Origin of the sequence: Devosia psychrophila, from assembly GCF_000971275.1 — a bacterium.
Taxonomy (GTDB): domain Bacteria; phylum Pseudomonadota; class Alphaproteobacteria; order Rhizobiales; family Devosiaceae; genus Devosia; species Devosia psychrophila.
The window spans coordinates 1-636 of record NZ_LAPV01000051.1; the positions used below are offsets into that span (position 1 = coordinate 1).

1 pseudogene is annotated in these 636 nt (G+C 61.9%); it reads left to right on the forward strand.

Annotated features, from left to right (window positions below):
- Positions 1-636, forward strand: a pseudogene (locus WH91_RS24065) (IS3 family transposase); the annotation flags it as partial.

Genomic DNA, 636 nt, shown 5'->3' on the forward strand with positions numbered 1-636 from the left:
GACGCGGGAGTTGCAGGATGAGGCGCATGCCGTCGGGCGTCGCCGCACCGCCAGACTGATGCACGAGAATGGCTTGGTGGCGCGCCAGAAGCGCCGCTTCAAGCGCACCACCGACAGCGAGCATTCCTGGCCAGTGGCGCCGAACCTGCTCGACCAGGTGTTCGAGGCCTGGGGTCCCGATGAGAAGTGGGGGGTCGATATCTCCTACATCTGGACCAGGGAAGGCTGGCTGTATTTGTCGGTAGTGCTGGATCTGTTCTCTCGTCGCATCGTCGGCTGGACCACCAGCGACCGCCTGCACCGCGCCCTGGCTCTGTCGGCTCTCAGAAAGGCGCTCGTCATGCGCCAGCCGGCGGCCGGTCTGATCCATCATTGGGACCGCGGCAGCCAATATTGTGCCGTGCACTATCAGGGCGAACTGCGCCGTAACGGCATCCGCATCTCAATGTCGGGCAAGGGTAATTACTACGACAACGCCATGGTCGAAACCTTTTCAAGACCCTCAAATCCGAGCTCGTCTGGCGCACACGCTTCCAGACCAGACACGATGCCGAACAGGCCATTGCCCGCTACATCGACGGCTTCTACAATCCTGTGAGGCGACACTCCGCCCTCGACTACCAAAGTCCTGTGCAG